The organism is Glaesserella parasuis (assembly GCF_017352235.1).
In the GTDB taxonomy this organism is placed as follows: Bacteria; Pseudomonadota; Gammaproteobacteria; order Enterobacterales; family Pasteurellaceae; genus Glaesserella; species Glaesserella parasuis.
The window spans coordinates 213,157-236,004 of sequence record NZ_CP071487.1; the positions used below are offsets into that span (position 1 = coordinate 213,157).

Annotated in this window: 21 protein-coding genes and 4 pseudogenes; 21 read left to right on the forward strand and 4 right to left on the reverse strand. The window is 39.8% G+C overall.

Annotation, left to right across the window (positions count from 1 at the left end):
• Positions 1–41 precede the first annotated feature (41 nt).
• Together clpX and clpP are read right to left on the reverse strand one after the other, a co-directional pair.
• Positions 42–1,292, reverse strand: a complete 1,251-nt coding sequence (gene clpX / locus J1G47_RS01125) for an ATP-dependent protease ATP-binding subunit ClpX (protein WP_005711769.1) — start codon at positions 1,290–1,292, stop codon at positions 42–44.
• Between the two features lie 6 nt (positions 1,293–1,298).
• Positions 1,299–1,880, reverse strand: coding sequence for an ATP-dependent Clp endopeptidase proteolytic subunit ClpP (gene clpP / locus J1G47_RS01130; protein WP_010787003.1), 582 nt, complete (start codon positions 1,878–1,880; stop codon positions 1,299–1,301).
• Positions 1,881–1,980: 100 nt separating this feature from the next.
• Between clpP and J1G47_RS01135 the strand changes: the two genes are divergently transcribed.
• Positions 1,981–2,370: a SufE family protein gene (locus J1G47_RS01135; protein WP_005711765.1), complete on the forward strand. Its 390-nt coding sequence runs from the start codon at positions 1,981–1,983 to the stop codon at positions 2,368–2,370.
• 77 nt (positions 2,371–2,447) lie between these two features.
• Here the strand turns inward: J1G47_RS01135 and J1G47_RS01140 are convergent, their stop codons facing one another.
• Entirely contained in the window at positions 2,448–3,104 is a 657-nt protein-coding gene (locus J1G47_RS01140) for an SLC13 family permease (protein ID WP_234701750.1), read from the reverse strand.
• Between the two features lie 474 nt (positions 3,105–3,578).
• On the opposite strand from J1G47_RS01140, the gene J1G47_RS01145 reads away from it, so the two are divergent.
• The 11 genes and pseudogenes from J1G47_RS01145 to trpA all read left to right on the forward strand — a co-directional run bounded on the left by J1G47_RS01145 (position 3,579) and on the right by trpA (position 14,613).
• Positions 3,579–4,199 carry an L-threonylcarbamoyladenylate synthase gene (locus J1G47_RS01145; RefSeq protein WP_207326696.1) on the forward strand — a complete coding sequence of 207 codons (621 nt, stop codon included), beginning with the start codon at positions 3,579–3,581 and terminating at the stop codon, positions 4,197–4,199.
• 167 nt (positions 4,200–4,366) lie between these two features.
• Positions 4,367–5,386 carry a 23S rRNA pseudouridine(2605) synthase RluB gene (gene rluB / locus J1G47_RS01150; RefSeq protein ID WP_015940023.1) on the forward strand — a complete coding sequence of 340 codons (1,020 nt, stop codon included), beginning with the start codon at positions 4,367–4,369 and terminating at the stop codon, positions 5,384–5,386.
• A 312-nt stretch (positions 5,387–5,698) separates the two neighbouring features.
• Positions 5,699–5,962 (forward strand): annotated as a pseudogene (locus J1G47_RS01155) (transposase); the annotation flags it as partial.
• Positions 5,963–6,107: 145 nt separating this feature from the next.
• Entirely contained in the window at positions 6,108–7,061 is a 954-nt protein-coding gene (locus tag J1G47_RS11690) for an LTA synthase family protein (protein WP_234885832.1), read from the forward strand.
• A 2-nt stretch (positions 7,062–7,063) separates the two neighbouring features.
• Positions 7,064–7,627 carry an LTA synthase family protein gene (locus J1G47_RS11695; protein WP_234885599.1) on the forward strand — a complete coding sequence of 188 codons (564 nt, stop codon included), beginning with the start codon at positions 7,064–7,066 and terminating at the stop codon, positions 7,625–7,627.
• Positions 7,628–7,937: 310 nt separating this feature from the next.
• Positions 7,938–9,479: an anthranilate synthase component 1 gene (locus tag J1G47_RS01165; protein WP_010786995.1), complete on the forward strand. Its 1,542-nt coding sequence runs from the start codon at positions 7,938–7,940 to the stop codon at positions 9,477–9,479.
• Positions 9,480–9,491: 12 nt separating this feature from the next.
• Positions 9,492–10,091, forward strand: a complete 600-nt coding sequence (locus tag J1G47_RS01170; protein WP_075592643.1) for an aminodeoxychorismate/anthranilate synthase component II — start codon at positions 9,492–9,494, stop codon at positions 10,089–10,091.
• Position 10,092: 1 nt separating this feature from the next.
• Complete coding sequence (gene trpD / locus J1G47_RS01175) at positions 10,093–11,094, forward strand: anthranilate phosphoribosyltransferase (protein ID WP_207326697.1); 1,002 nt, start codon at positions 10,093–10,095, stop codon at positions 11,092–11,094.
• A 12-nt stretch (positions 11,095–11,106) separates the two neighbouring features.
• The gene (gene trpCF, locus J1G47_RS01180; protein WP_207326698.1) at positions 11,107–12,576 is read left to right on the forward strand and encodes a bifunctional indole-3-glycerol-phosphate synthase TrpC/phosphoribosylanthranilate isomerase TrpF; all 1,470 of its coding nucleotides are present in this window, start codon (positions 11,107–11,109) and stop codon (positions 12,574–12,576) included.
• Positions 12,577–12,595: 19 nt separating this feature from the next.
• Positions 12,596–13,792 carry a tryptophan synthase subunit beta gene (gene trpB, locus J1G47_RS01185; RefSeq protein ID WP_015940020.1) on the forward strand — a complete coding sequence of 399 codons (1,197 nt, stop codon included), beginning with the start codon at positions 12,596–12,598 and terminating at the stop codon, positions 13,790–13,792.
• Positions 13,789–14,613 carry a tryptophan synthase subunit alpha gene (gene trpA / locus J1G47_RS01190; RefSeq protein WP_015940019.1) on the forward strand — a complete coding sequence of 275 codons (825 nt, stop codon included), beginning with the start codon at positions 13,789–13,791 and terminating at the stop codon, positions 14,611–14,613. The genes trpB and trpA overlap by 4 nt, the downstream gene beginning before the upstream one ends.
• 99 nt (positions 14,614–14,712) lie before the next feature.
• Here trpA and J1G47_RS01195 read toward each other — a convergent pair.
• Positions 14,713–15,069 (reverse strand): annotated as a pseudogene (locus J1G47_RS01195) (DsrE/DsrF/TusD sulfur relay family protein).
• Between the two features lie 267 nt (positions 15,070–15,336).
• On the opposite strand from J1G47_RS01195, the pseudogene J1G47_RS01200 reads away from it, so the two are divergent.
• From J1G47_RS01200 to J1G47_RS01235, 9 genes and pseudogenes are all read left to right on the forward strand, one after another.
• Positions 15,337–16,161, forward strand: a pseudogene (locus J1G47_RS01200) (IS3 family transposase); the annotation flags it as partial.
• Between the two features lie 14 nt (positions 16,162–16,175).
• Positions 16,176–16,496, forward strand: a complete 321-nt coding sequence (locus J1G47_RS01205; RefSeq protein ID WP_010786985.1) for a GNAT family N-acetyltransferase — start codon at positions 16,176–16,178, stop codon at positions 16,494–16,496.
• Positions 16,484–16,917: pseudogene (locus tag J1G47_RS01210) on the forward strand (GNAT family N-acetyltransferase). Before J1G47_RS01205 ends, J1G47_RS01210 begins: the two are co-directional and overlap by 13 nt.
• On the forward strand, positions 16,910–17,668 hold the full coding sequence (locus J1G47_RS01215) for a Fic family protein (protein WP_015940017.1): 759 nt from the start codon (positions 16,910–16,912) through the stop codon (positions 17,666–17,668). The pseudogene J1G47_RS01210 and the gene J1G47_RS01215 overlap by 8 nt, the downstream one beginning before the upstream one ends.
• A complete protein-coding gene (locus tag J1G47_RS01220) occupies positions 17,655–17,825 on the forward strand; it encodes a hypothetical protein (RefSeq protein WP_015940016.1) in 171 nt (56 codons plus the stop codon). The genes J1G47_RS01215 and J1G47_RS01220 overlap by 14 nt, the downstream gene beginning before the upstream one ends.
• Before the next feature lie 334 nt (positions 17,826–18,159).
• On the forward strand, positions 18,160–18,738 hold the full coding sequence (locus J1G47_RS11700; protein WP_234885601.1) for a HindIII family type II restriction endonuclease: 579 nt from the start codon (positions 18,160–18,162) through the stop codon (positions 18,736–18,738).
• A 43-nt stretch (positions 18,739–18,781) separates the two neighbouring features.
• A complete protein-coding gene (locus J1G47_RS11705; protein ID WP_234885602.1) occupies positions 18,782–19,072 on the forward strand; it encodes a PDDEXK family nuclease in 291 nt (96 codons plus the stop codon).
• A complete protein-coding gene (locus J1G47_RS01230) occupies positions 19,050–20,048 on the forward strand; it encodes a DNA-methyltransferase (protein ID WP_234885603.1) in 999 nt (332 codons plus the stop codon). Before J1G47_RS11705 ends, J1G47_RS01230 begins: the two co-directional genes overlap by 23 nt.
• Positions 19,984–22,848: a valine--tRNA ligase gene (locus J1G47_RS01235; protein ID WP_075592647.1), complete on the forward strand. Its 2,865-nt coding sequence runs from the start codon at positions 19,984–19,986 to the stop codon at positions 22,846–22,848. Before J1G47_RS01230 ends, J1G47_RS01235 begins: the two co-directional genes overlap by 65 nt.

Consider the following 22,848-nt stretch of genomic DNA (forward strand, 5'->3'; position numbering starts at 1 on the left):
TAAAAATTCCCGCCCTTAGGACGGGGAGAATATCAATTAAGTTACTCCACCTTAGGCTTTTCACCTTTCTCAACACAGTTTTTACTCACTGTCACTTTACTTGCTTTCAATGATGGTAAATCATACATCGTGTCGAGTAACAAGTTTTCCACGATAGAACGTAGCCCCCTTGCCCCTGTTTTGCGAGAAATCGCTTTTTGAGCAATCGCCACTAAAGCATCTTTGGTGAATTTTAACTCCACACCTTCCATTTTGAACAAAGCTTGATACTGCTTGATAATCGCATTTTTCGGCTCTGTCAAAATGTTAATAAGTGCTTTTTCATCAAGTTCTTCAAGCGGTGTGATAACAGGCAAACGCCCGATTAGCTCTGGAATTAAACCAAATTTCACCAAATCTTCAGGCTCAACTTGTTTGAATAATTCAGTGAGTGCCTGACGATCTTTATCTTTCTTCAATTCCGCTTTAAAGCCAATTCCGCCTTGTGTATTTGTTCGAGCTTCGACAATTTTATCTAGCCCAGCAAATGCACCACCGCAGATAAAGAGAATTTTAGACGTATCGACTGGAATTGTTTCTTGTTTCGGGTGTTTGCGTCCACCCTGTGGATTGATATTCGCAATAGTGCCTTCAATCAATTTCAGCAACGCTTGCTGAACCCCTTCCCCTGATACATCACGGGTCAATGATGGATTTTCTGATTTACGGGTAATTTTGTCGATTTCATCAATAAAAATAATGCCACGTTCAGCCTGATCTTTATCAAAATCACACTTCATCAGCAATTTTTGGATCACATTTTCAACATCTTCACCCACATAACCTGCCTGCGTCAGCGTTGTTGCATCAGCCACAGCAAAAGGCACATTTAAACGGCGTGCCAAGGTTTCTGCCAACAATGTTTTACCACTTCCTGTCGGGCCGATAAGCAAAATGTTACTTTTACCTAACTCAACGCCCTCACTCTCTTTATTGTCAGACAGTGCATTGCGTAAGCGTTTGTAGTGGTTATAGACCGCAACGGACAATACCTTTTTAGCGTGTTCTTGACCGATCACATAATCATCTAAATGTGCGTGAATTTCGTGTGGGGTAGGCACATTGCCTAACACATCTTGGCTCTCAGCTTCATTTTCATCAATCAATGGTTCGTCTGTTCCATTAATTAACGCATAAGACTCATCAATACATTCGTTACAAATATGCCCTTCTGTACCTTCAATTAACGCATCGACTTCATTACGACGCTTTCCACAAAAACTACAATGTGGTTCTTTCTCAAAATTTGCCATTATTCACTATCTCTTTGTTACAACGTCATCAATTAAACCGTAGGCTTTCGCTTCTTCCGCAGACATAAAATTATCACGTTCCGTATCTTGAGCCACTTTCTCAAAAGGCTGTGAACAATGTTCTGCCATTTTGCGTGTCAGCATCTCTTTCAATTTTAAAATTTCTTGTGCGTGAATTTGAATATCCGTCGCTTGCCCACGATAACCGCCTAAAGGTTGGTGGATCATCACACGAGAGTTAGGTAATGCAAAACGCTTACCTTTTGCCCCAGCAGATAATAAAAATGCCCCCATTGAACAGGCTTGCCCCATACACAACGTAGATACATCGGGTTTAATAAAGTTCATCGTATCGTAAATCGCTAAACCAGCGGTAACGACACCACCTGGCGAATTAATATAAAGATAAATATCCTTTTCAGGATCTTCTGCTTCTAAAAAGAGCATTTGAGCAATAATTAATTTCGCCATTTCATCTTCAACACCGCCATTTAAGAAAATAATACGTTCTTTCAACAGACGGGAATAAATATCATAGGCACGTTCGCCTTTTGAGCTTTGCTCAACGACCATAGGGATTACAGCCATTTTGTGTTCCTCATTACAAATCGGTAAAAATCGGGGGATTTTAACAAAAAATCGCAGTATGATATAGCTCTTTTATTACCGATACTTGGATAGGGATTTTATGACATTTGATGAAATCAATGCCCAGTTTGCCCTTTGCAAATCTTGGGAAGAAAGATACCGCTTGTTAATTCAACTAAGCCGTCAATTACCCAAACCAACCGAACAACAGCTTGAACAGTGGCAAGAAATTCACGGTTGTGAAAGCCGTTTATGGTTTAATTTTCAGCTTGAGCCACGTCAAGTACAAGGTTATAGCGACGCTCGTTTAATGCAAGGATTGTTAGTGGTGTTGATTGCTTTTGTTACGGAAAAATCAGCTGAAGCATTGCAATCCTTTGAAATTCAACCGCTTTTTGATGATTTGCAGATAACTCGCCATTTGACAAGTACAAGGTTAAATGGGCTGCAGCAATTACAAAACATTATTCTAGATACTGTGAAAAATTAGTCATCAGAAATAAAATATGCAGTCACTAAATTATCATTCCTATTTTAGCGACTGCCTTTTTAGTTTTTTTCTATTGATTAGTAAAGCAACTCAATAATAAACCAGCCCCATATAATGCTCAAAGCAGGGCCTAATAAACCAATAACTATTCCCCCTAATCTAAATTCGGATTGTTGAATTAGCCCTGTACTAAATGCAATAGCATTAGGTGGAGAGCCAATGATAGTTCCCATTCCACCAATGGAAGCAGCGGCTGGAATGCCTAATAGTAATGCTCTAGATAGATTAGCTTTTTTGTCTAGGGTCGCAAAAATAGGACTAATCGTCGCAATCATCATCGCTGTTGTAGCTGTATTGCTCATAAACATTGACATTAGTGCAGTAATCAACATTAATCCCCAAAGTACATAACGAGGGTCTGTACCAAATTTAGGTAATAAATGTTTCAACAATAACGTATCTAACGCTGTTTTTTTCATTGCTTCCGCAAGGAAAAAACCACCTAGAAAGAGCCAAATAACACTATCCGACCAGGTTTGTAGATATTTCATTGCATTTTGTGCATCGTGCCTTCCCATAATTAACACGAGAAAACCGATGATTAAAATACCTACTGAAAACGGTGGAATAGCTTCAGTTACCCATAAACAAATCGCAAAAAGAGTAAAAACATCACATTTCTTTGAGTTGGGGTAAATAATGGATCTGAAAGAAGCTGTGCCATAAAAAAGCAAAAACAAGCGAGAATAGAAAGAAAAGCACCCTACGTTTTCTGGCTAATGCTAGAGGATATTTAGTCAGTTTTTTTAACGAAGCATAACGTGAGTCAACCATAATTGCCTCCTATATGAAATGACGTTCAGATTTTATAAGAGTCACTCAAAATAAACTGTGATCACATTCAAATTGTTAAAAATTCATTACCGCTAAAATATATTTTACAAAAACACGGAAGCGCAAAATGCACTCCAGATTATTGACAAAGTAGCTTGTAGGGTGGGTCTTGACCCACCATATAAACGTAACATATTGATTTTATTGGTGGGTTAAAACCCACCCTACAATATTCAATCTGTTTAATATATAGTTTGTCAGCAATCTGACTCCCACATTTTTGCATTGTAATTATCAGAATTTTGATAAAATCTTACCGCTTCTTAGCTAAAAAGCGTATAATCTCGCCAATTTTGACAACCTAAAGGAAGAGTATGAGCCAATTTTTCTATATTCACCCCGAAAATCCACAACAACGCTTAATTAATCAAGCAGTGGAAATCATCAAAAATGGTGGTGTGATTGTTTATCCGACAGATTCTGGTTACGCCTTAGGTTGTGCGATTGGCGATAAGCACGCAATGGACAGAATTGTGGCAATCCGTCGTTTACCTGAAAATCACAACTTTACGCTCGTATGTAGCGATTTATCAGAGCTTTCGACTTATGCACTAGTGACAAATCAATCTTACCGCTTGATTAAAAATAATGTGCCAAATCCTTATACCTTTATTCTGCCAGCGACTAAAGATGTGCCTCGTCGTTTAATGACTAAACGTAAGACGATTGGTATTCGTGTGCCAAATAATGTAATTGCTTTGGCACTGATTTCTGCTTTGGGTGAACCGATTCTCTCGTGTTCATTAATATTACCAAATGAAGCAATTACCCAATCGGATCCTGATGAAATTCGAGAGCATTTAGAACATCAAGTTGATTTAATTATTCACGGTGGTTACTTAGGGCAATCACCGACAACAGTGATCGATTTAACTCAAGATAGCCCTGAAATTATTCGAGTGGGTTCGGGCGATCCGACACCTTTTGTAGCATAATATCCCTCTCCCGCTTGCGGGATAGGGTGGAGAAAATCCGAAGGATTTTCGGAGGGAGAGGGATTATACTCCCCCCCTTCCGCCCTTCGGGCACCTTCCCCCGCAAGCGGGGGAAGTATAGTAAATAACACTCCGACGCTTGTGAAAGCGACAAATAAGGAACTTAAATGACGACATTTCGTAAACCAACTGCAACCAAGCGGTCAGATTCTGCAAAAACGTTGCAAAAACCGACTCAGCGTAATACACGCCAAGAAACCCAAAATCGTAAACCACTTGTAAAAAAATCGCCGAAACCGACCGCTTCCATTGAAACGGAAAATAAAGCAAACGACAAAATCGTCGGTGAAAAACTACAAAAAATTCTAGCTCGTGCAGGACAAGGCTCTCGCCGTGAAATTGAAGAAGTGATTGCGGCAGGGCGAGTAAGTGTAGACGGTAAAATTGCGATGCTAGGTGATCGTGTACAGGTTAGCTCGAGCACCAAAATCCGTATCGACGGCAATTTAGTCAGCCTAATTCCAACGCAAAAAGAGATCTGCCGAGTGTTGATGTACTACAAACCTGAAGGCGAACTCTGTACTCGTTCTGATCCTGAAGGAAGAGCTACGGTATTCGACCGCTTACCACGTTTAACAGGCTCTCGCTGGATTGCGGTGGGGCGTTTGGATATTAACACTTCAGGCTTGCTACTATTTACCACTGATGGCGAATTAGCGAACCGTTTAATGCACCCAAGCAGAGAGGTTGAGCGTGAATATTCTGTGCGTGTATTTGGCGAAGTGAATGACGCAATGATACAACGTTTACGCAAAGGTGTGCAGTTGGAAGACGGCCCTGCTAATTTCAAGCAGATTAAAGCAGTTGGCGGCACAGGGATTAACCAGTGGTTTGATGTCACCTTAACCGAAGGACGTAACCGTGAAGTTCGTCGTTTATGGGAATCACAAGGGATTCAAGTGAGTCGTTTGATTCGTATTCGTTACGGCAATATCAAACTTGAAAAAAGTTTACCTCGTGGTGGTTGGGAAGAGATGGGATTAGAACAAGTGAACTACTTGCGTGAATTGGTTGGCTTAAAGCCTGAAACGGAAACTAAGGTTGATGTAACAAAAGCCCGTCGTCGTACCAGTACTCGACAAATCCGTAAAGCCGTGAAACAGCATACGAAATACCGTAAAATTTAAATGTTCCCCCCTTTGATCTGCACCCCAAAAGTTGGACTAAACAACCAACTAATTAAGGTGCAGATTTTTTATGGCTAAATACACCCAATCTTTTAAACAACAAGTGATCGAATTTTATCTTCAAAATAATAGAATTCGCTCATTAACTCGTCAGCATTTTCAGGTTAAGGAAACCATATTAAGATATTGGATTAATCAGTATAATCACACCTCGTGAAGGAACTACGCCACCAATTTCCGTTTGAGATTTTATTGCAATTGGTTGATTTAAAACGGAGTACGTTCTTTTATCATCTTGCTGAAAAAGACAATAAAATGGCAAGTTATCAGTCGATATTGAAGCAAAGCGGCATCGTACAAAGTATGTCGAGAAAGGGAAATTGTTTGGATAACAGTGCAATGGAAAGTTTCTTTGGGCGTTTAAAAACGGAATGTTACTTTGGTAAACGGTTTGAGACCTTTGAGCAACTGGAACAAGCTATTCACGAATATATTCATTATTACAATCATGAGCGTATTCAAGTAAGATTAAAAGGACTAAGCCCTGTGGAATACAGAATTCAGTCCTTGAACTAAATCAGTCTAACTTTTTGGGGGCAGATCAAAAACCACCGCACTTTTTTGGGCAATTTACATCTTAATTTTTGCTATCGCGCTCATTGGCATTGTGGCGGGTAATTTTTATTACTATAAAACCTATAACAATTATTACGATATGTTTATGTTTGGTTTAGTGGAAGACGATACCAAAGCCGTGTTGAAAAATATCTATGATGATTACCCTGTTATTTCAGGATCTCTCGCAGTGCTTGTGTTAGCTGCGCTTCCTGCGTACTTTATGTATTATGCGTTATACCAAGGATTGTTAAATTGGGATGTGCATTGGTCTGTTGCAACTTTGCTTTTTGTTGGCTCATTCCTTGCCTTGGCATTTTTTGTACGCGGTACAATACGCTCCAAACCATTAACCAAAGATCATGCGCAAGTTTCCTCTTTAGCCGTTATCAATAAACTAGTCCCAAATGGCGTAATTGCTGTGGAATGGGCATTTAGAGATCGTAAACGCAATATTCTTTTTGAGGCGGTTGATTTAGACGAAGGTAAAGCCTTAATGCAACAAGTCTTTGGCACAGATAGCCTGATTGAGCGTACGCCTGTTAATCCTGCATTGAAGGAAAGCAAACCTCATGTTGTATTTGCCTTAATGGAAAGCTTTGGTACCAATTATTTGGTTTTAGATAACCCTGAAACCAATGATTTATTGGGACAATTACGGTCGCACTTTGAACAAGATTTTGTGTTCAAACGCTTTACCTCTGATTATAACGGCACTGCGCCAACTTTGGCATCGTTGCTTTTTTATAGCCCTATTCAAAATATCAGCCAATCAGCTGCACAGCAAATCGCCCCGCCCTATAGCCCATTTAAAACCTATAAACAACAAGACTATCGTACGGTGTTTATCACATCTGGTGGTTTAATGTGGCACAACTTAGGCAATTATTTGCCGTTGCAAGGTGTGGATGAATGTTATGACCAAAATGATATTATCGAAACTTTTCCTGATGCAAAACCTGCCATGTCTTATTGGGGCATTGCGGATGAATATGCCTTTGCCTTAGCAGAACAATTACTGAAAGAAAGTAATGAACCTTTATTTATCAATATATATTAAGTATGACGAATCATCCGCCTTATGAAGTACCTCAACATTACAAGGCGGAGCGTATTAATCCTCAAGTACTAGAAGGAAAATTTGGCAGTGAAGAAGAAAATCGCAAATCCCTTTCCACTTATCAATATGCTAATAACGCCTTGGGGCAATTTATTACACAAGTGGCGCAAAGTGCGGTGGGAAATCGAACCATTATTGCTGCTATAGGAGATCACCACGTGCGCTGCGTGCGTTTCGATGCGCCAAAACAGAATTTTATGGCAATGGGCGTACCGTTTTATGTTCATGTTCCAACGGAATTACAGAGCAAACTTGCCCTTAAATTTGATCCAAGCCGCATTGGTTCGCACAAGGATATTATGCCTACATTATATGGTTTAAGCTTATCAGATGCGGAATATTGGAACCTAGGCGGGTGCAATTTGTTGGCGGAGCAAGACAATGAAAAATATGCTTTTGCTTATAACGAAGGACTTTATGCCGATAGCGAAGGGGTGAGCGATGGCGAGCATCTCACGCAATATTCTTGGCAAAATCCAACCGCACTTTATCCTGACAATCTTTGAGTTACCGAGTTGAAACCAGTGAGTGATAAAAAACGGGCGCGAATTCAGGCTTATAAACAACTTTTAACATGGCAGATTCATTACTTAGTGAAAGGATTAAAATAGTCATTCCTTTCAAGTGCGGTCATATTACCGAAAAAATGGGGTTGATTTAATGAAAATCCCATTTTGCCCTTCTCTAAATATCCCAAAACCTACTTCATATTCTCTTGAATCCTTCCTTCATCCAATAATTATTTCTAAAAAAGTTGACAATATTAATTTATACTAGTTTAATAGTACAAAATTAACAAATGCCAGGATGTTAAAAATGCAGTCCGTTTTTATCCAAACCAAAGAATATCATGTGGATTATTGTAATGATCCCATCGCCATTTTTGCGACACTTTGCCAAAACCGACAAAATACCTTGCTTTTAGAGTCCGCTGAAATCCAAAGTAAAAACAGTTTAAAAAGTTTGTTGCTAGTAGATGCCGCATTAAAAATTTCTTGCCAAGGACAACAAGTTGATTTCGAGGCATTGACCTTAAATGGGCAAGGGGTTTTACCCTACATCGCACAACAATTACAGCCTATTTGTGAAATAAGTTCGTTTGATACCCATCATCTTTCGGTGAAGTTTTCTTTGCCAAACCCAAATCTTGATGAAGACAGTAAGCTAAGCGCCCCGTCGATTTTTGATGGATTACGTTGCTTAACAACGCTTTATCAGCATAGCGATATTCCGATTTTCTTAGGGGGATTATTTGCTTATGATTTAGTCACCAATTTTATTCCTATGGAAAATATTCAATTAAAAGACGATGGTTTGAGTTGCCCTGATTATGTCTTTTATTTGGCTGAAAATTTATTACTTATTGATCATCAAACCTTGTCAGCGACATTGCAAACCTTTTGCTTTCATCCAAAGGCAGCCGATGGCTTGAATCAAAGTGCGGTGCAAATTTGCCAAAATTTGCAAAAAGTTGAACCGCACTTGCCTCACATCCTCGCCTCCACAGAAGTTCGCACGAATTTAGAAGATGAGGCATTTAAAGATATTATCCGTTCACTTAAACATCATATTCATATTGGGGATGTATTCCAAATTGTACCATCAAGACGTTTTTCTTTAGCTTGTCCAAATCCTCTTCGGGCATACCGACAACTAAAACAAACCAATCCAAGCCCTTATATGTTCTTTATGCAAGATGAGGTGTTTACTTTATTTGGAGCCTCACCGGAAAGCGCCTTGAAATATTCCGCACAAACACGCCAAGTGGAAATTTATCCGATTGCTGGTTCAAGACCGCGAGGTTTTGATGAGCAAGGTCAAATCGATCTGGATCTGGATGCTCGCTTAGAATTAGAGCTACGCTTAGATAAGAAAGAACTCGCGGAGCATTTAATGTTGGTGGATTTGGCTCGTAATGATGTGGCGCGTGTGTGTGAAAGTGGCTCACGCCATGTTAAGGCATTAATGCAAATCGATCGTTATTCGCACATTATGCATTTGGTTTCTCTGGTCGTAGGAAAATTGCGCCCTGAACTGGATGCGTTGCATGCTTATCAAGCCTGTATGAATATGGGAACTTTAACCGGTGCACCAAAAATTAAAGCGATGCAATTAATTTACCTTGTTGAGCAACAAAAACGACATAGTTATGGTGGCGCAGTGGGTTATTTGTCCTCAAACGGTAATTTGGATACCTGTATCGTGATTCGTTCTGCTTTTGTACAAAACGGGATAGCGCATATTCAAGCCGGTTGTGGAGAAGTGTTAGATTCTGATCCACAAATGGAGGCAGATGAAACCCGCCATAAAGCTAAAGCAGTGATTAATGCCATTATTCAGACTCACAGCGCAATATAAGGATTTTTTATTATGGCAACCATTATTTTTTTAGATAATTTTGATTCTTTCACCTACAACTTAGTCGATCAATTTCGGACATTAGGTCATCAGGTTCAGATTTACCGTAACGATTGTGATATAGCGTTGTTAGAACAAGCCGCCTTAGCTCAACCCAATACCCTACTTGCCTTATCCCCCGGTCCGGGTAATCCCTCTGAAGCCGGCAATTTACTGCCATTAATTGCGCGCTTAAAAGGCAAAGTGCCTATGATTGGTATTTGCTTGGGGCATCAAGCTTTGATTGAATCTTTTGGTGGCAAAATTGTTCATGCCGGCGAAGTGTTACATGGCAAGGTATCGCTAATTTCTCATGATAATTTAGCTATGTTTGAAGGTTTGAATAATCCTATGCCTGTTGCTCGCTATCATTCATTAATGGGCGTTGAGTTGCCTGATGAGTTAATTGTTAATGCCACTTATGAAAATATCGTCATGGCAATTCGCCATAAATCTTTACCGATTTGTGGTTTTCAATTCCATCCTGAGAGTATTTTGACTGTACAGGGATCTCAATTATTGAAACAAACTATCGCATATTTAATGAATTTTAATAGAACACAAGGAATATAATATGCAAACAGAACAACTCTTACTTAAAATTATTGAGCAAACTCATTTAACATCCTCGGAAATGCAACAGCTTTTCACATCCATCATTCAAGGGGAATTAAATCCAATACAGCTCACTGCGCTGTTAATTACGCTAAAAATACGCGGGGAAAGCGCTGAAGAAATAAGTGGTGCAGTGGCAGCATGCCTTAATGCGGCACAATCCTTCCCTACCCCTGATTATGCATTTGCCGATATTGTCGGCACCGGTGGGGATAGCGCCAATACCATTAATATTTCTACCGCCTCTGCAATAGTTGGAGCTGCTTGTGGGTTAAAAATCGCAAAACATGGAAATCGAAGTGTATCAAGCAAAACCGGCTCAAGCGATTTATTAACCGCACTTGGAGTCAATATCAATATGCCGGCGGATATTGCAAGACGGGCATTGGATGAAATCGGGCTTTGTTTTCTTTTTGCCCAGCAATACCACCTCGGGTTTAAACATGCGGTTCCTGTGCGTCAAGCACTAAAAACAAGGACTATCTTCAATATTCTAGGACCGCTTATCAACCCTGCACGACCAAAACGTCAACTACTTGGTGTTTATTCTCCTCATTTACTCAAACCTTATGCCGAAACCGTTGCACAACTCGGTCATCAACATACTTTTGTTGTGCATGGCTGTGGATTGGATGAAGTGGCTATTCATGGACGGACTGATGTAGCGGAAATCTATGATGGGAAAATCACCTACTACAGCCTTTCTCCTTTGGATTTTGGTTTTCAAGCCAAACCATTGGAATCTTTACGTGGTGGTGAACCTGCAGAAAATGCCCAAATGATAACCGCACTGTTACAAGGTCAAGGCAAACCTGAACATGCCCAAGCCGTTGCAATGAATACAGCATTATTGATGAAATTGTTTGGTTATGAGAACATCAAGCATAACGCACAACAGGTTTTGGATGTCATCCAATCCGGTAAAAGTGTTAATGTTTTATCTCAATTAACGCGTTATTAAAAGGAATTCACTATGCCACAAAACCACACGCAACCTAGTATTTTGAAAACAATCGTACAGGATAAATTACTTTGGATCCAACACCAACAAACCCATTTTCCTTTGAGTGCGTTTCAAAATAGCCTTCAACCTAGTGATCGGGATTTTTATACCGCACTTCAGCAAGGTTCGGCGCAAAAACCGGCTTATATTCTTGAATGTAAAAAAGCCTCTCCCTCAAAAGGTTTGATTCGAGCCAATTTTAATGTAGAAGATATTGCACAGGTGTATAAAAGTTATGCCTCCGCAATTTCTGTTCTCACAGATGAAAAATATTTTCAAGGGGATTTCACTTATATTCCGCGCGTTCGCCAGCTCGTCAACCAACCAATCTTGTGCAAAGATTTTATTGTGAGCGAATATCAAATTTATTTGGCGCGCTATTATCAAGCAGATGCGATTTTATTAATGCTTTCTGTGTTAGATGATGAGACCTATCGTCGATTGGCAGAAATTGCACATGGATTAGGCATGGGAATATTAACGGAAACTTCAAATCAAACAGAATTAACTCGAGCCATTGAGCTTGGCGCTAAAGTTATTGGTATCAATAATCGTGATTTGCATGATTTATCTGTCGATATTGCTCGTACACCGCCTCTTGCACGCCAAATTCCGGCAGGCCGAATTATTATTAGCGAATCAGGCATTTACCACCATCATCAAATTCAACAGCTGAAATCTGATGTACATGGTTTTCTTATTGGTAGCAGTTTGATGGGAAGTCTCGATCTCCATCAAAGCGTCCGCACCTTAATTTTTGGCGAAAATAAAGTTTGTGGACTTACTCGTCCGCAGGATGTACAAGCCGTGTATGAGCAAGGCGCATTGTATGGAGGCTTAATTTTTGCAGAACATTCTCCCCGACAGCTTTCATTACGCCAAGCTCAAGAGTTGGTGGTACAGGCTCCCTTGCGTTTTGTCGGCGTATTTCAAAATCAATCTATTGATTTTATTGAAAAAATCGTCAACCAACTTGATTTATTTGCAGTACAATTACATGGCGAAGAAACGGCTGAATTTATTGCCGCACTTCGCCAACAATTACCGCAATCATGCCAAATTTGGAAAGCAATTTCAGTTGATGCGCCCTCTAAAATTACATTAGCCGCCCTTGCAACCAAAACACAAAGTAAAAGTGCGGTAAAAATTCCGTCGATTCCCCATGTGGATCGCTACATATTGGACAGCAAAATCGGCAATCAACGTGGAGGGACTGGACAGCCTTTTGATTGGTCGAAAATCCCTCAAGAATATAAATCTAAACTGCTCCTTGCCGGTGGCATTAATCCAGACAATATTGAGCTTGCCTTATCACAACATTGCCTAGGTCTTGATCTCAATTCCGGCGTAGAAAGTCTAACGGGCATGAAAAGCCCACAAAAATTAGCAGCGGTGTTTAACAAAATTTTGGAGCGTCAAACACCTAAAAAATTATCATAAAAATGTAAAAGGAAATGCTATGACAACCATTCTTAATCCCTATTTCGGTGAGTTCGGCGGTATGTTCGTTCCCGAAATCTTAGTACCTGTTTTACAAGAACTGGAAAAAGCCTTTGTGGAGGCGAAAGAAGATCCTGCTTTCCAACAAGAATTTCAGGATTTATTAAAAAATTACGCCGGTCGCCCTACAGCATTAACATGTTGCCGTAATTTAACAAAAGGCACGAACACTACACTTTATTTAAAACGTGAGGATTTATTGCATGGTGGCGCCCATAAAACCAACCAAGTTTTAGGGCAAATTCTCTTAGCAAAACGCATGGGGAAAACACGTATTATTGCTGAAACCGGTGCAGGACAACATGGCGTTGCGACTGCATTAGCCTGTGCAATGCTCAATATACCTTGCCGTATTTATATGGGCGCAAAAGATGTTGAACGTCAATCGCCTAATGTTTTCCGAATGAAGTTAATGGGCGCCGAAGTGATCCCTGTACAAAAAGGCTCTTGTTCACTCAAAGATGCTTGCTGTGAGGCTATGCGGGATTGGGCTGCAAATTATGCCACAACACATTATCTGCTCGGTACCGCCGCAGGCCCGCACCCATTTCCAACCATCGTGCGTGAATTCCAAAAAATGATTGGAGAAGAAACCAAAAGGCAAATTTTGGAGAAGGAAGGGCGCTTACCTGATGCGGTTATTGCGGCTGTCGGCGGCGGATCAAATGCCATTGGTATGTTTGCCGATTTTATTGAAGAAAAAAGTGTACGCCTAATTGGGATTGAACCAGCAGGCAAAGGCATTGAAACCGGTGAGCATGGTGCGCCTTTACGTCATGGTTCAGTCGGTATTTATTTTGGGATGAGATCCCCGATTATGCAAACCAAAGACGGGCAAATTGAAGAGTCTTATAGTATTTCAGCCGGTTTAGACTTCCCTTCTGTCGGCCCGCAGCACGCGCATCTCCATGCTATTGGTCGTGCAGATTATGAGAGCATTACAGATGATGAAGCACTTGAGGCATTTCAAGCTTTAGCACAACATGAAGGTATTATTCCTGCTTTAGAAAGCTCCCATGCTTTGGCTTACGCATTAAAACTCATCAAGCAAGATCCAACAAAAACACAACTACTTGTTGTGAATCTATCCGGTCGTGGTGATAAGGATATTTTCACGGTGGATAAAATTTTAACTGCAAAAGGAGCTATCAAATGATTGTGCAATCATCTCGTTTCAGCCGTTTATTTGCTCAATTAGCTGATAAAAAACAAGGGGGATTTGTTCCTTTTGTGACACTTTGTGACCCTGATTTTGAGCGCTCTTTTGAGATTATTTGTACTTTAGTTGATAATGGTGCGGATGCCTTAGAATTAGGCTTTCCCTTTTCTGATCCCTTGTTGGACGGACCGGTTATTCAGGCTGCCAATGATCGGGCTCTCAATGCAGGTTGTAGCACCGAAGAAAGTTTTCAGTTACTTGCCAAAGTGCGGTCAACCTATCCAGACATACCGATTAGTCTGTTGCTTTGTGCCAATTTAATTTATGCGCAAACTCTTGATAAATTCTATGCACGCTGTGCCGAAGTGGGCGTTGATGCCGTATTGGTTGCAGATATTCCTTTACTCGCCGCAGAAGAATATATCCAAGCTGCTCAACGTCATGATGTACAGCCGGTTTTCATTTGTCCACCTAATGCTAATGAATCCACAATTAAAGCGGTAGCTCAACATACTCGAGGTTATACTTATTTAGTCTCAAGAGCCGGCGTTACTAGCGCAGAAAATCAAACACAAGCTGCCAATTTAGATGTTCTTATTGAAGGGTTAACCCAATATCAAAGCGCCCCAATTTTACAAGGTTTTGGTATCGCAAAACCGGAACAAGTTAAAGAGGCGCTGCGTTTAGGGGCTGCCGGTGCAATCTCGGGTTCCGCTACAGTTCAGATTATTGAACGAAACCTCGACAATCACCCTCAATGTTTGCTTGAATTGGCACAATTCGTACAAAACATGAAGAGGGCAACACATCTCTCATAAATAGGAAATATAAAATAAAAAGGGCGAAATACTTCTTTCGCCCTGTCATCCTACTGTCTGTTATGCCTTTTATTCCTAATATTAAGAATAGGATAACAACTAGAAATTCAACACTTTATCTGCATTGACCGTCCAATCAGCTAATTCAACTAATGTACCAATTTCAACGCCTTCAGCTGGTGGTAATGAGGTAATTCCACGTGCATTAGTGCAAGTTTTACATAATTTGACCATAGCCCCTTGTGCGGTGAGAATTTCAAGCATTTGTTGCAAATGGTAACCTTCTGCCGGCTGTTAATGAGCAAGTCCCCCGCTAACGGCATCTGACATTAGCAATAACTTTAATTCAACCGCACTTTTGTGTTGCTCTTGTAGTTGTAAAGCTAAACGCAATGCGCTGAAAAAATGTTCATCACCATATGGAGAAGAATGAATAATAAAAAGTATTTTATGCATGAAAATATCCTTATTTGAAATGAAATAGAAATAACATTTAGAAAAAATGACTATTTATCATAAAGATAAAAATGATCTGCACCCCAAAAGTTGGACTAAATAACCAACTAATTAAGGTGCAGATTTTTATGGCTAAATACCCCCAATCTTTTAAACAACAAGTGATCGAATTTTATCTTCAACATAATAAAAATCGCCATTAACTCGTCAGCATTTTCAGGTTAAGGAAACCATATTAAGATATTGGATTAATCAGTATAATCACACCTCGTGAAGGAACTACGCCACCAATTTCCGTTTGAGATTTTATTGCAATTGGTTGATTTAAAACGGAGTACGTTCTTTTATCATCTTGCTGAAAAAGACAATAAAAATGCAGCGATTGAGCAAGAAGTCATCAAAATTTATCACAAAAATGACGGTAATTACGGTTATCGTCGTATTACGCTGGAATTAAGAAAAATATAGCTGATTAACCATAAAAAAGTCCAACGCTTACTGCAACAACTTGGGTTGAAAGGGAAAAACAAACGCAAAAAATATCATTCTTATCGTGGCGAAGTCGGCAAAATTGCAGAGAATTTGCTAAAACAGAATTTTCACACTACAGCCCCAAATCAAAAATGGGTCACCGATGTGAGTGAATTTAAGTGTGCAGGAGGTAAACTTTATCTCTCGCCGATTAAGGACTTGTTTAACGGTGAAATTATTGCTTATGATGTGGCAAGAAACCCAAGTTTCGAGCAGATAAGCCGAATGATAAAACGAGCTGTAGCAAGGCTTGACGGAGCAACGCCAATACTCTATTCTGACCAAGGTTGGCAATATCAAATGGTAAGTTATCAGTCGATTTTGAAACAAAACGGCATCGTACAAAGTATGTCGAGAAAGGGAAATTGTTTGGATAACAGTGCAATGGAAAGTTTCTTTGGGCGTTTAAAAACGGAATGTTACTTTGGTAAACGGTTTGAGACCTTTGAGCAACTGGAACAAGCTATTCACGAATATATTCATTATTACAATCATGAGCGTATTCAAGTAAGATTAAAAGGACTAAGCCCTGTGGAATACAGAACTCAGTCCTTGAACTAAATCAGTCTAACTTTTTGGGGGCAGATCATAGCTACTCGCAATTTTATAGCCGAGCTGCTTATGACGGCTCTCGCGAAATCAGTTTTTATCTTGATAAAGCTGTTCATGGCAAAGGTATCGGTAAAGCCTGTGTGAATTTCTTAATTAAACAAATGCCCAATTACCAACTGCATACATTATTAGCTTTTGTGTTCGGCAATAACGATCAAAGTTTAGGCTTACTGAATAAAATGGGCTTTGAAATTTGGGGAAAACTTCCCCAAGTTGCAGATATGGAAACAGATTTTGAAGATTTAGTAATCTTAGGATTGAAACAAGGCGTATGTGGCAACTAAAGGCATTTTCCGAACTTTCTGCCCAAGAACTGTTTGAAATTTACCAAGCTCGAGTCGCTGTTTTTGTCGTAGAACAAAATTGTGCGTATCAAGAAGTTGATGAAAAAGATCGGAAAGCCTTGCACCTTTTTGCAAAAAATTCGGCAAAACTGACCGCTTACTGTCGGATTATCCCCGAACAAGATGGTGTGCATATCGGCAGAGTGTTGGTTACCGAAGAAGCACGAGGAACAGGATTTGCGAAAAATTGATGGCACAAGCCTTAACCATTTGCCAGCAACAATGGCAAAGTGAAAACGTCTATGTGCAAGCCCAAGCCTACTTGCAAGATTTTTATCAATCGCTTGGGTTTAAACCGATTTCTGAGGTTTATTTGGAAGATGAGATACCGCATTTGGATATGGCATTAAACAATGAATAATAAACTAGACCAAATTGAATACTTGAAAAATCAGCTAGCTCAATATCGTCCACTTTCAGCCGCTGAAGTGCAACGCTTGCGAGAAGAGTTTATTATTGAGAGTAGCTATAACTCTAATGCGATTGAAGGAAATACAATTACATTGCGTGAAACAGTGCTGATTTTAAAAGAAGGCATTACCATTGCAGAAAAACCAATTCGTGAACATTTGGATATTATCGGTTTTAAAGACGCGTTTAATTATATTTATGAATTAGTGGCAAATAATGAGCCATTAACCGAACGCACGATTAAAGATATTCATTCTTTGGTATTAATGGGGAGTGCGGAAAATCGCGGTGTTTATCGCAAAATTCCTGTGCGTATTTTAGGGGCTGAAAATGAGCCGACGGCACCTTATTTAATTGCGGAAGAAATGCAAAGGTTAATTGAAAAATATCAGCAAAAACTGACCGCACTTCACCCGATTGAAGCGATTAGCTGGTTACATTTGGCATTTGAGAGTATTCACCCTTTTATTGATGGTAACGGACGAACCGGGCGATTGCTGATTAATTTTGAATTATTGAAGCACGGCTATTTACCTGTTGATATTAAATTTACTCATCGATCAAACTATTACCAATGTTTTGATGATTTCCATAAAAATCAGCAAAGTGCAGTGGCTTTAACGGAATTAATTGCGGATTATGAAATTCAAGAGTTAGATCGGTATTTGAAAATTTTGGAGAAATACAATGACCAAAATTGAACGAATTAGAGAACAACAACGCCAACTGCAAATTCAATTTAAAGCGTGGATGGATGATAAGAAAAAGCGTGAAGTGCTGACTTTCCAACGCTCGAATGGAAATATTGTTCGCCATTATCCTGACGGACATGAAGAAATCATTGAATATGCAAAATAATTTAGCTATTTTTTACTTTGTTATTGTGTTTGACAAATCTCCCCTAACCCCTCTTTGCTAAAGAGGGGGATCAGATCGAAGAAAATAATCGCTCATCTGAAAAATTGAGCCTCTTTTTGAAGTACTTCGATTTTATATTTTCGTTTGAGCCAGTTCCCCTCTTTAGCAAAGAGGGGTTAGGGGAGATTTGGCAGAAGTGAAAACGAAGTCGGTAAGTAAAATTTGCCTTATCCCTAGCACGGCAAAGCCGTACTAGATCAAGCATAAGTTAGTCCTTTCAGGACTTTGATTTGAGCTACAGTGTAGCTTATTTATACATAATGTTGAGAAATATATGAAAATAGAAGAAAACACTGTTTTACAGAAATTATTAAATTTAATTGATAGTTTAAGTACTACTAAATTTAAAGATGCAAGTGATGAGCTAACTAACTTTATTTATTCTTTAAACAAAAATCAGTTAATAGCTCTTGTAAGAGCTATTGGTATATTACCTGAATCAATAAAACCAAGCTCAACCCAAGAAAAATTATTTTCTAAAGCTGGAGATATTGTTTTAGCCAAAGCTCTTCAATTACTTAATTTAGATGCTAGACCTTTAGAACAAAGAGGAAATGCTGCTGATGTAACAGCACTATCTATAGAGTTTAACTACGGCTTAGTTGCTGATGCAAAGTCTTTTAGACTAAGTCGCACAGCAAAAAACCAAAAAGATTTTAAAGTAAAGGCTTTAAGTGACTGGAGAGAAGATAAAGATTATGCTGTATTAACAGCCCCCTTTTTCCAATATCCAACAACACAAAGTCAAATATTTAAACAATCATTAGATGAGAATGTATTACTTTTCAGCTGGGAACATTTAGTTATTTTATTGGCAATTAGATCTAAAAGAAACAGATTCTTTTACGTTTGAACAATTGTGGAATTTTCCATTAAAACAAAGTAAAAAAACATCGGTGGCAGAATCTGAGAATAATTTTATGAAAGATTTTAATGAATATTTTATGAAGTTATTTAAAATAGATAAAAAAACATTACATAAATTATTCCAAAATGAAATTAAATTTATTGAAAATAGATCTATAAATGAAAAGTCTTATTGGGAAGGGCAAATTAAAAGAATTAAATCTTTAACTAGAGAAGAAGCTATTGAAGAATTATTAAAAGAAATAAACATATCATCAAAGATAGATATCATTGATGGGTTTGTTGAGGCAATAAAGAATGATGAAAGATTGTATCTATAATGATGATTCGATAATTGCTATAAAAAATATCAAAAGTAATTCTATTCATTCAATCATATCTGATATTCCTTATGGGATAGATTATGATGATTGGGATACGTTACACTCTAATACTAACAGTGCGTTAGGCGGTAGTTCCATAGCTCAACAGAAGACATCTCTATTTAAAAGAAGAGGAAAACCTCTTAATGGTTGGTCTGAAGCAGACAAAAGACGACCACAAGAATATCAAGAATGGGTAGAAAGTTGGTCTAATGAATGGTATAGAGTTCTAAAATCAGGTGGTTCTGTCTTTATTTTCGCTGGAAGACAATTTGCACATAGAGTTATTGTTGCTTTTGAAAATAGTGGGTTTACTTTTAAAGATATGCTTAGTTGGGAAAGAGATAAGGCACCACATCGTGCCCAAAGAATTTCCTGTGTATTTGAAAAAAGAGGAGATACTTTTAATCAGCAAAAATGGGCAGGTTGGAGAGTTGCAAATTTACGTCCAATATTTGAACCAATACTATGGTTTCAAAAGCCATATAAAACAGGGGGGACTTTAGCAGATAATTTAATAGAGAATGAAGTTGGAGCTTGGAATGAAAATGCATTAACATCTTGGAATATTCAGCGAGGAGCTTTAAATCATTCAAATATGTTTAAAGTACAGGTGACCACAGAAGATAGAAAATATCATATCACCCAAAAACCTTTAAACTTAATGAAATTACTGGTGGAACTAGTCACTAAAGAAAAGCAGATTGTTTTAGATCCTTTTGCTGGTAGTGCATCCACCTTATTAGCTGCTCGAGAATTGAATAGACATTTTATAGGATTTGAAAAAAATAAAGAAATATATGATATAGCAGTTAAACGCTTAGAAAATACTTTGGATAATAAGTTAGTACATCAAAAAAGAGACAACAATGACCCAAAAATTCGAAATGGCAGATCGTTTCGACTCGTCGGCAGTCGAACAAGCACTTTATAAACACTGGGAAGAACAAGGCTATTTTAAGCCGAATGAAAACCCGAATGTTCCAAGTTACTGTATCGCAATTCCACCGCCAAATGTGACGGGGAGTTTGCATATGGGGCATGCTTTCCAGCAAACCTTAATGGATACTTTAATCCGTTTTAATCGTATGGAAGGCAATAACACCCTATGGCAAGCGGGTACAGACCACGCGGGGATTGCAACCCAAATGGTGGTGGAACGCAAAATTGCGGCGGAAGAAGGCAAAACCCGTCACGATTATGGGCGTGAAGCCTTTATCAATAAAATCTGGGATTGGAAAGCTTATTCGGGCGGCACAATCAGCCAGCAAATGAGACGACTTGGTAACTCAATCGACTGGGATCGTGAGCGTTTCACAATGGATGAAGGCTTGTCCAATGCGGTAAAAGAAGTGTTCGTGCGTTTACACGAAGAAGGCTTGATTTATCGTGGCAAACGCTTGGTAAACTGGGATCCAAAATTACATACAGCGATTTCCGATCTTGAAGTGGAAAATAAAGAGAGCAAAGGCTCGCTGTGGCATTTCCGCTATCCATTAGCCAATGGGGCGAAAACGGCGGACGGTAAAGATTATTTGGTGGTAGCGACCACTCGTCCTGAAACGATGTTAGGCGATACGGCGGTGGCGGTTCACCCTGAAGATGAACGTTACCAGTCTTTGATCGGTAAAACCGTAATCCTACCGCTTGCAAACCGTGAAATTCCGATTATTGCGGACGATTATGTAGATCGTGAGTTCGGTACAGGCGTGGTGAAAATTACTCCTGCTCACGACTTCAACGACTACGAAGTCGGTAAGCGTCATCAGTTGCCAATGGTGAACGTGATGACCTTAAATGCGGACATTCGTGCGGAAGCGGAAATTATCGGCTCAGACGGTAAACCTTTGACAAATTACACCGCACTTATTCCAGCGGATTATCAAGGTTTAGAGCGTTTTGCGGCACGCAAGAAAATCGTGGCAGACTTTGAAGCACTCGGTTTATTAGATGAAATCAAACCGCACGACTTAAAAGTGCCTTACGGCGACCGTGGGGGTGTGCCGATTGAGCCGATGCTGACAGACCAATGGTATGTGAGCGTGAAACCGCTTGCCGAAGTGGCAACCAAAGCGGTGGAAGACGGCGAAATCCAATTCGTGCCGAAACAGTATGAAAACCTTTATTTCTCTTGGATGCGTGATATTCAAGACTGGTGTATTTCTCGCCAATTATGGTGGGGACACCGCATTCCTGCGTGGTACGATGCGGAAGGCAACGTTTATGTGGCTCGTGATGAAGCGGAAGTGCGGTCAAAATATCAGTTAAATGCTGATGTTGCGTTAAAACAAGATGAAGACGTGTTAGATACTTGGTTCTCATCAGGCTTATGGACATTCTCAACCTTGGGCTGGTCAGAGCAAACCAAAGAACTCAAAATGTATCACCCGACCGATGTGTTAATCACAGGCTTTGACATCATCTTCTTCTGGGTGGCTCGTATGATTATGTTTACGATGCACTTCATCAAAGATGAAAACGGCAAACCGCAAGTGCCGTTCAAAACTGTGTATGTAACGGGCTTGATCCGTGATGAACAAGGGCAAAAAATGTCGAAATCAAAAGGGAACGTATTAGACCCGATTGATATGATTGACGGTATCAGCCTTGAAGATCTACTTGAAAAACGTACGGGCAATATGATGCAACCGCAGTTGGCGGAAAAAATTGCCAAAGCGACCCGTAAAGAATTCGAGAACGGTATCGCTCCGCACGGTACGGACGCACTGCGTTTCACCTTAGCGGCATTAGCGAGCAACGGGCGTGACATCAACTGGGATATGAAACGTTTGGAAGGCTATCGTAATTTCTGTAACAAATTATGGAATGCGAGCCGTTTCGTACTCACTAACGATAAATTAGACTTATCGGCAGGCGAAGTGGAATACAGCTTGGCGGATCGTTGGATCCAATCCACCTTCAACCGCACCGTAGGCGAGTTCCGTGATGCGTTAAGCCAATACCGTTTCGATTTAGCGGCAAATACCATTTATGAGTTCACTTGGAACCAATTCTGCGACTGGTACTTAGAACTCACCAAACCTGTGTTTGCTAACGGTACAGATGCTCAAAAACGAGGTGCAAGCCAAACCCTCGTACGTGTGTTGGAAAAATTGTTACGTTTAGCGCACCCGATTATTCCATTCATTACGGAAGAAATCTGGCAGAAAGTGAAAGGCTTTGCATGGGTGGAAGGCGACACCATTATGTTACAACCTTTCCCGAAAGTGGAAGAAAGCCAAATTGACGAAGCAGCAGAAATGCAAATCAACTGGTTAAAAGAGTTGATTGTGGCAGTGCGTAATATTCGTGCAGAGTGCAACATCGCCCCAAGCAAAGGCTTGGATTTCTTAGTGCGTAACCTGTCTGACGAACATTGCAAAATGTTAGCGGAAAACGACCGCTTGTTAAAAGCAATGGCGAAATTAGACAGCGTACAAGTGCTTGCCCAAGGCGAAGAAGCTCCGCTTTCAGTGGCGAAATTGGTGGGCAACGCAGAAGTACTAGTGCCAATGGCTGGCTTTATTAACAAAGATGCCGAGCTTGCTCGTTTGACCAAAGAGATCGAAAAACTTCAAGGCGAAGTGAAACGTATCGAAGGTAAACTCAGCAACGAAGCCTTTGTCGCAAAAGCCCCAGAAGCGGTTATTGCCAAAGAGCGTGAAAAAATGCAAGAGTACCAAGACGGACTTGAGAAATTGCAGACGCAGTATAAGGCGATTGAGGCGTTGTAA